The following is a 6,783-nucleotide window of genomic DNA, read 5'->3' as shown; positions in this document are numbered from 1 at the left end:
TGCCGAACTCAGAAGTGAAACGCCGTAGCGCCGATGGTAGTGTGGGGTCTCCCCATGCGAGAGTAGGGAACTGCCAGGCACCAAATTAGAAGTATGGCACTGACTTTCGAGGCAGTTCACTACTCGATAGAGAGTAGGACAAAAGCGAAAGCTTTTGAACGTTGCGAAGCAACGGCCCGAAGGGTGAATCACAAAGTGATTCATAAACTGCCAGGCATCAAATTGCAGCAAACCGGGATGAAAATCCGGGTGGTGACAAAGAAATTCGGTGGAGCGGTAGTTCAGTTGGTTAGAATACCTGCCTGTCACGCAGGGGGTCGCGGGTTCGAGTCCCGTCCGTTCCGCCACTTATTAAGAGCCCTGAGCTAACGCTCAGGGCTTTTTCTTTGTCTGCAATTTAATTATTGCTGAATCCGCAAAAATCCTCTGCATTTTTCACTCTTTTTCTATAAAGAGCTTAAGCTCATAATCCTCTCAGTTAACGAACATAGTGATTAAAAAGAGGAATTCTATGACTATCCCTGCATTCGGTTTAGGTACTTTCCGCCTGAAAGACGACGTGGTTATCGCTTCTGTTAAAACGGCGCTTGAGCTAGGCTACCGTGCTGTCGACACTGCGCAAATCTATGATAATGAAGCGGCTGTTGGTCAGGCGATTGCCGAAAGTGGCGTACCGCGTAACGAGCTGTATATCACCACCAAGATCTGGATTGAAAATCTCAGCAAAGAAAAACTGATCCCAAGTCTGAAAGAAAGCCTGAAGAAGTTGCGTACAGATTATGTCGATCTGACGCTGATCCACTGGCCATCTCCAGGTGATGCGGTATCTGTTGAGGAATTCATGCAGGCGCTGCTCGAAGCAAAACAGCAGGGGCTGACTCGCGAAATTGGTATCTCAAACTTCACCATTCCGCTGATGGAAAAAGCCATTGCCGCAGTAGGTGCAGAGAACATTGCGACCAATCAGATTGAGCTGTCTCCGTATCTGCAGAGCCGTAAGGTGGTTGACTGGGCGAAAGCACACGGTATCCACATCACCTCTTACATGACGCTGGCTTACGGTAAAGCGCTGAAAGATGAAGTGATTGCGCACATTGCCGCCAAACATAACGCGACCCCGGCGCAGGTTATTCTGGCATGGGCAATGGGGGAAGGTTACTCCGTAATTCCTTCTTCTACCAAACGTGAAAACCTGGCAAGCAACCTGCTGGCGCTGGAACTGCATCTGGATGCTGAAGATAAAAAAGCGATCGCGGCACTGGACTGCAACGATCGTCTGGTCAGCCCGGAAGGCCTGGCCCCTGATTGGGATTAATTGCCTGACCCTCTGTACCCATTAACCCTCTTTCACAGCTCCTTCGGGAGCTGTTCTTATATATTCACTTAAAAAGTCGATAAATGCCCGGATGCGCGTACTGACGGCACGATCGCTGTAATAAACTGCGCTAAAAGGCATCTCTACCGGCAGACGTTTATCTGCCAATAACTCCACCAGTTCACCCCGCGCGATCTCTTTATCTATCATATAATCTGAAAGACATGCGATGCCGTTGCCATTCAGGCAAAGCTGTTTTAGCGTTTCTCCACTGTTGGAAGAAATTCCGCACTCGACCTCATGCAGCTGTCCGTCGCTACAGGCAATCGGCCAGGTATTGAGTGAAACTGGTTCGGAAAACCCCAGGCACAGATGCTGGTTTAACTCCTCGACGCTCTCTGGCTTGCCAAAACGGGCAATGTAGTCCGGTGAGGCAATAATCTTACGATAGCTGGTAAATAGCGGACGCGCACGTAGGCTCGAGTCAGTCAGCGTACCCGCTCGTATAGCAACATCCACTTTTCGTTCAATAAGATTGATGAACGTTTCTGAGGAGACGAGAGACAGCGTCATCTCGGGATACCGCTCCCGGAACGGCTTGATTAGCGGCATCAGGAAATGCAACATCACCGGTGTTGCTGCGTCGATGCGCAGCAGGCCGCGCGGAGTATTACGCGACTCCATGATTTCAGTTTCTGCTGCAGCCATCTCTTGCAGTATCTGCTGCACCCGCCTGAAGTAGCGCTCTCCTTCTTCGGTCAGGCTTAGCTGTCGGGTCGTGCGATTAAGCAAACTGACGCCCAGTTTCATCTCCAGCTTTTTTACTGCCCGGCTGACCGCGGAATTGGCTTGTCCAAGCTGTTCTGCCGCCCGGCTAAAGCTGCCGCTTTCCACTACCGCCACAAAAATTGCAAGTTCTTCGGAGGTTGCTTTCATTTTTGCACCTGAAGCAAAATTATATTGAGATTTTGAATATTTTTGTCATTAAAACATCCAGGCATACTGCGTGTCATCTGATTACTGATGTTACGGAGTTATTTATGCCTCTCGCTTTATTTGCACTAACAATAAGTGCCTTCGCTATAGGCACTACTGAGTTTGTGATTGTTGGTCTGGTGCCGACCATCGCTCAACAGCTGGCGATCTCGTTACCTTCCGCCGGGATGCTGGTTTCAATCTATGCGCTGGGTGTGGCAATTGGCGCGCCGGTACTGACCGCTCTGACCGGACGCCTGCCACGTAAACAGTTACTGGTTGCGCTGATGGTTCTGTTTACGGCGGGGAATTTGCTGGCATGGCAGGCACCCGGGTATATGACACTCATTGTTGCTCGTCTGCTGACTGGGCTGGCACATGGCGTATTCTTCTCGATTGGTTCTACCATCGCGACAAGTTTGGTGCCAAAAGAGAAAGCAGCTTCCGCCATTGCCATTATGTTTGGTGGCTTAACGGTGGCGCTGGTCACCGGCGTGCCGCTGGGAACATTTATCGGTCAGCACTTTGGCTGGCGTGAGACTTTCCTCGCGGTATCAATGTTAGGCGTGATTGCACTGATCAGTAGCCAGTTACTGATCCCTGCCAACATTCCCGGTCGTGCTGCCGCCAGCATTCGCGACCAGGTGAAGGTGCTGACTCATCCCCGTCTGTTGCTGATTTACGCCGTTACGGCACTGGGCTACGGCGGTGTATTCACGGCATTCACCTTCCTTGCGCCGATGATGCAGGATCTGGCGGGGTTCTCCCCGGCAGCAGTAAGCTGGATCTTACTGGGTTACGGTGTTTCAGTGGCTATCGGTAATATCTGGGGCGGTAAGCTGGCGGATAAACATGGTGCGGTTCCTGCGCTGAAATTCATTTTCGCCGCGCTGTTTGTTCTGCTGATGGTCTTCCAACTGACGGCCTCTACGCAATACGCCGCGCTGGCTACCATTCTGGTGATGGGGATCTTTGCCTTTGGTAACGTACCGGGATTGCAGGTCTACGTGGTACAGAAAGCTGAGCAATTTACGCCAAATGCTGTAGATGTGGCGTCAGGGTTAAACATTGCGGCGTTTAACATTGGGATTGCGCTGGGGTCAGTGATTGGCGGGCAAACGGTCGAGCATTATGGTTTAGCGCAGACGCCGTGGATTGGCGCCCTCATTGTTCTGGTAGCTTTCCTGCTGATGGGTGTCAGCGGTCGTCTTGATAAACCCGTGCGTGTTGCTCTGGGGTAAATCATTGATGTAAGCGCCCACTTACAAAACAAACTGCAATTGTTCGTTGAAAGTGAGTGCTAAAATCCCTATAACAGAAGAACCAGTCCGGCTGCGGACTGGTTGACGTTACAGAGGTTTGAAAGTCTAAAGTGCGAAAAAACACCTATGCCATGCGTTATGTTGCCGGACAACCCGCCGAGCGGATTTTACCGCCGGGGTCGTTTGCGCATATTGGCCAGGCATTACCCGCAGGCGTTCCGTTAAGCAGTGAAGACCGCATTCGCGTGCTGGTATGGAATATTTTTAAACAGCAGCGCGCAGAATGGCAGTCGGTGCTGAAGAATTTTGGCAAAGATGCGCATCTGGTATTATTACAGGAAGCGCAAACCACGCCTGAACTGGTGCAGTTTGCGACCGCTAACTACCTTGCTGCCGATCAGGTTCCTGCCTTTGTGCTGCCTCAGCATCCCTCTGGCGTCATGACGCTCTCTGCTGCTCATCCTGTTTACTGTTGTCCATTGCGCGAGCGTGAGCCTATTTTACGGCTGGCGAAATCGGCTCTGGTAACGGTGTATCCGCTGCCTGACTCTCGATTATTAATGGTGGTGAATATCCACGCGGTTAACTTTAGCCTCGGCGTCGATGTTTATAGTAAGCAGTTACTTCCCATTGGCGATCAGATCGCTCATCACAGCGGTCCGGTTATTATGGCCGGCGATTTCAATGCCTGGAGCCGTCGACGGATGAATGCGCTGTACCGCTTTGCGCGTGAAATGTCGCTGCGCCAGGTACGTTTTACTGACGATCAGCGCCGACGCGCGTTTGGTCGCCCTCTCGATTTTGTGTTCTATCGTGGTCTGAACGTGAGTGAAGCCTCTGTGCTGGTCACCCGTGCATCCGATCACAACCCGCTACTCGTTGAATTCAGTCCCGGCAAACCTGAACAATAACGGTGTGTCAGGTCTGCCGTAGGGCAGGCCTGTGATGGTTGCCCTTCCTATTTCACAACAACCGAAGGACAACACAATGACAACACGCTCTCACCATGACAACGTCGAAAAACAGTTTGGCTCTCAGGCTAATGCCTATTTAACCAGTGCGGTGCACGCCTCTGGTCGTGACTTGCTGCGTCTGGGGGAAAGGTTGTCGGCATTTCCGCAGGCCCGTGTGTTGGATATGGGATGTGGAGCGGGGCATGCCAGCTTTGTAGCCGCGCAACACGTAAAGCAGGTTGTGGCTTATGATTTATCGTCGCAGATGCTTGAGGTGGTCGCTGAGGCGGCAAAAGACAGAGGCCTGGAGAATGTCGCCACACGCCAGGGTTATGCCGAAAGTCTGCCATTTGAAGATAGCGAATTTGATGTGGTAATTAGCCGCTATTCTGCGCATCACTGGCATGATGTCGGACGCGCGCTGCGGGAAGTGAACCGCGTTCTGAAGCCCGGTGGTGTATTGATTGTGATGGATGTGATGTCGCCAGGCCACCCTGTACGTGATATCTGGTTGCAAACCGTGGAGGCGTTACGCGATACCTCGCACGTTCGTAACTATTCCAGTGGAGAGTGGCTGTCGTTAATCAACGATGCCAATTTGATTGCCGATACTTTGTTAACCGATCGCCTGCCGCTGGAGTTCAGTTCGTGGGTCGCGAGGATGCGCACGCCCGCAGCGTTGAGCGACGCGATTCGTGCATACCAACAAAGTGCTTCTGCAGACGTGAAAGCCTACTTTGCGTTACAGGAAGATGGCTCGTTTACCAGCGACACGATAATGGTTGAGGCACATAAAGCGGGATAAATAAAAAAGGCACTGGGGGGAATCCAGTGCCTTCATTTCTACAATGCTATCAGGAGTCCGGCATACCGTTGTTTTTCACAAACAACGTGAGCTGATCGCCTGGCTGTAGATTGTCCGTATCGCTGTTCCAGCGCATGACATCTTTGATGTTAACCCCGTGACGTTTGGCAATGCTCGACAGCGAGTCGCCTTTACGCACACGATAGGTGATGCTATCGCTGTTGTTCGCCAGACGCTGTGCGCTGGTACCCGCACCCACCGTCAGGTTTTGACCCACTTTCAGGGATGACCCGCGCAGGTTATTCCACTGCTTAAGGTCATTGGTGCTCACGCCAAGGCGTGACGCGACGCCAGAAAGCGTATCGCCAGAGCGAACTTTGTAGCTACGACTGTTCAGCGGCGTGTTATCCGCGACAAGCGTTGACTGCACGGCTGCAATTTCGCCTGAAGCCAGAGACTCACGCAGCTTCTCTGCATGCTTCTTTGGCACCATCACATATTGCGGGCCGCTGGCACCCAATGTGGAGCCTTTCACGCCTGCATTGAAGGTCTTCAGCTTGCTGACGGAAATACCCGCCATATCGGCAACCTGAGCCATCTCAACCGGGCTACTCAGGCGAACACGTGCCAACGCGCGGCTTTCGTCTGTTGTTGGCAGACGTACGCCATAGCGTTTGCTGTTTTTGAGTATATCGCTCAATGCCAGCATTTTAGGCACGTATAGCTTCGTTTCCTGAGGCAATGGCAACGACCAGAAGTCAGTGGGTTTACCACGAGCTTTGTTCGTTTTGATTGCCTTCATGACACGACCTTCACCGCTATTATAAGCAGCAACGGTCAGCAGCCAGTCGCCATCAAACATCTTGTTCAGACGCTGCATCATGTCCAGCGCGGCGGTGGTGGAAGCCACAACGTCGCGACGTGCATCATAACTGCGGGTCTGTTTTAAACCATAATTGCGCCCCGTGCTCGGAATGATCTGCCAAATACCTGCGGCATTGGCGCCAGACGTTGCGTGAGGATCAAAAGCGCTCTCCACTATGGGTAGTAGTACCAGTTCCATAGGCATGTTACGTTTCTTAACCTGCCCGGCTATCCAGTACATATACGGCTCTGCCCGTAAAGTTACATCGTGGAGATAGCTCTTATTGCGTAAATACTTCTGTTTCTGTTCGCGAATCCGGCTGTTTTCCGGAATTCCCATCTTTAGCTCGTCACCAATGAAAGCCCACAAATCTTGATCAGCAGCGATAGATGTTCCGTCGTCCATCCATCGCGCCTGACTTGTAAACTTTCCTGCTTCCCCTTGACCAGCTGCAGAAAGGCTCTGTGCGTGTTGTTGGACGTTACCAGTATTCTGGCACCCAACAAGCAGGACAGAGGCGAGTAATATCGCTTTTGCCTTCATGTGTGTGTCAATAGTTGCTTAAAAGACGACCGATCATAACGGCGAAGTTTTCAAAAGGCAACCCG

Annotated in this window: 6 protein-coding genes and 1 tRNA gene; 5 read left to right on the top strand and 2 right to left on the bottom strand. The window is 51.7% G+C overall.

The window, feature by feature from the left end; translation table 11 throughout:
• Positions 1–270: 270 nt before the first annotated feature.
• Both OGY08_RS22545 and dkgB read left to right on the top strand, forming a co-directional pair.
• A tRNA-Asp gene (locus OGY08_RS22545) sits at positions 271–347 on the top strand.
• Between the two features lie 164 nt (positions 348–511).
• Positions 512–1,315: a 2,5-didehydrogluconate reductase DkgB gene (gene dkgB / locus OGY08_RS22540; RefSeq protein WP_003830794.1), complete on the top strand. Its 804-nt coding sequence runs from the start codon at positions 512–514 to the stop codon at positions 1,313–1,315.
• 21 nt (positions 1,316–1,336) lie between these two features.
• Here dkgB and yafC read toward each other — a convergent pair whose 3' ends face one another.
• Entirely contained in the window at positions 1,337–2,251 is a 915-nt protein-coding gene (yafC, locus tag OGY08_RS22535) for a DNA-binding transcriptional regulator YafC (protein ID WP_008783768.1), read from the bottom strand.
• A 104-nt stretch (positions 2,252–2,355) separates the two neighbouring features.
• On the opposite strand from yafC, the gene OGY08_RS22530 reads away from it, so the two are divergent.
• The 3 genes from OGY08_RS22530 (at position 2,356) to OGY08_RS22520 (ending at position 5,310) form a co-directional block, all read left to right on the top strand.
• Positions 2,356–3,531, top strand: coding sequence for an MFS transporter (locus tag OGY08_RS22530; protein ID WP_003830796.1), 1,176 nt, complete (start codon positions 2,356–2,358; stop codon positions 3,529–3,531).
• A 131-nt stretch (positions 3,532–3,662) separates the two neighbouring features.
• Positions 3,663–4,463, top strand: a complete 801-nt coding sequence (locus OGY08_RS22525; RefSeq protein ID WP_008783770.1) for an endonuclease/exonuclease/phosphatase family protein — start codon at positions 3,663–3,665, stop codon at positions 4,461–4,463.
• Positions 4,464–4,539: 76 nt separating this feature from the next.
• Positions 4,540–5,310, top strand: coding sequence for a class I SAM-dependent methyltransferase (locus tag OGY08_RS22520; protein ID WP_008783771.1), 771 nt, complete (start codon positions 4,540–4,542; stop codon positions 5,308–5,310).
• Positions 5,311–5,359: 49 nt separating this feature from the next.
• Here the strand turns inward: OGY08_RS22520 and mltD are convergent, their stop codons facing one another.
• A complete protein-coding gene (gene mltD, locus OGY08_RS22515) occupies positions 5,360–6,718 on the bottom strand; it encodes a murein transglycosylase D (RefSeq protein ID WP_032942416.1) in 1,359 nt (452 codons plus the stop codon).
• Positions 6,719–6,783 lie beyond the last annotated feature (65 nt).

The organism is Citrobacter sp. Cpo069, assembly GCF_030332785.1.
Taxonomy (GTDB): Bacteria; Pseudomonadota; Gammaproteobacteria; order Enterobacterales; family Enterobacteriaceae; genus Citrobacter; species Citrobacter portucalensis.
Note: the sequence above shows the minus strand (reverse complement) of the source record. Positions and strands in the feature narration are given on the sequence as shown.